Below are 472 nucleotides of genomic sequence, written 5' to 3'. Positions count from 1 at the left end.
CCCCAGAGCATCCCGCTCCCCCTGCACAATCAACGTCCGAGTCTTCAAACCAGCCAAATGCTCAACCCGAGGCTTCTCCGGCTTCCCCACCGCATAAAACGGATACCCCAGACATACCAACGCATCCACCCCCAACTCATCCGCCACCAGACTCGCCATCCGCCCGCCCATCGACTTGCCGCCAACAGCCAAAACCCCAGCGACATGACGCCGCACAAGCGCAAACACCTCCCGCCAACATTCCTTCAACTTGCCAGCAGGATTCGGCGGCCGCTTCACCCCATCCACCCGCCGCTGCGCCATATACGGAAACTCAAAGCGCAACACGTTGACCCCAAGCCCGGCAAGGCGCCCAGCCATGTCGTTCATCCACTCGCTATCCATCGGCGCACCCGCACCGTGGGCCAGAATAAGCGTTGCCGAAGCCTCACCAACAGCGGCATCCCAAAGCCACCCATGATCGAGCACACAC

1 protein-coding gene is annotated in these 472 nt (G+C 61.4%); it reads right to left on the bottom strand.

Annotated features, from left to right (window positions below):
* Window positions 1-472: alpha/beta family hydrolase (locus tag J5M71_RS27930; protein WP_207838816.1), on the bottom strand; the 472-nt coding region annotated here is incomplete at both ends.

The sequence above is a fragment of the Pseudomonas sp. 43(2021) genome (assembly GCF_017490805.1).
GTDB lineage: Bacteria > Pseudomonadota > Gammaproteobacteria > Pseudomonadales > Pseudomonadaceae > Aquipseudomonas.
The sequence above is the reverse complement of the archived record's forward strand: the minus strand, read 5'-3'. Positions and strand labels throughout refer to the sequence as shown.